This window comes from Paenibacillus sp. LS-5 (assembly GCF_056121505.1).
Window position 1 is genome coordinate 1 of record NZ_JBWAVA010000079.1, and the last position, 270, is coordinate 270.

The 270-nt window shown below is 48.5% G+C and carries 1 protein-coding gene; it reads right to left on the reverse strand.

Annotation, left to right across the window (positions count from 1 at the left end):
* Positions 1-113, reverse strand: a 113-nt coding sequence (locus AC0MA3_RS26535) for a helix-turn-helix domain-containing protein (RefSeq protein WP_474658353.1), incomplete at its 3' end; no start/stop codon positions are given.
* Between the last annotated feature and the right edge of the window lie 157 nt (positions 114-270).

Sequence of the window (270 nt, forward strand, 5' to 3'; positions counted from 1 at the left end):
GCGATCTGCGCCGAAAGTGCCGGCTGCGAAATACGTGCGAGTTCTGCCGCCTTGCGGAAATGCAGGGTGGTGGCAAGGATATCGAAATAGCGCATTTGGCGGACGGAAAACATGATAACCAAATCCTATCAATAATAATTCTAAATTCAATTGGAAACTATGATTGGAATAGTTCTATGGTTGCCCCGAGATCGCAGAGAGCCCGCGCGCCGTGCGATTCTGAAAATAGTGTCAGAAAACGAAATTCAAGGAGAAGCCAATGGCTGACCG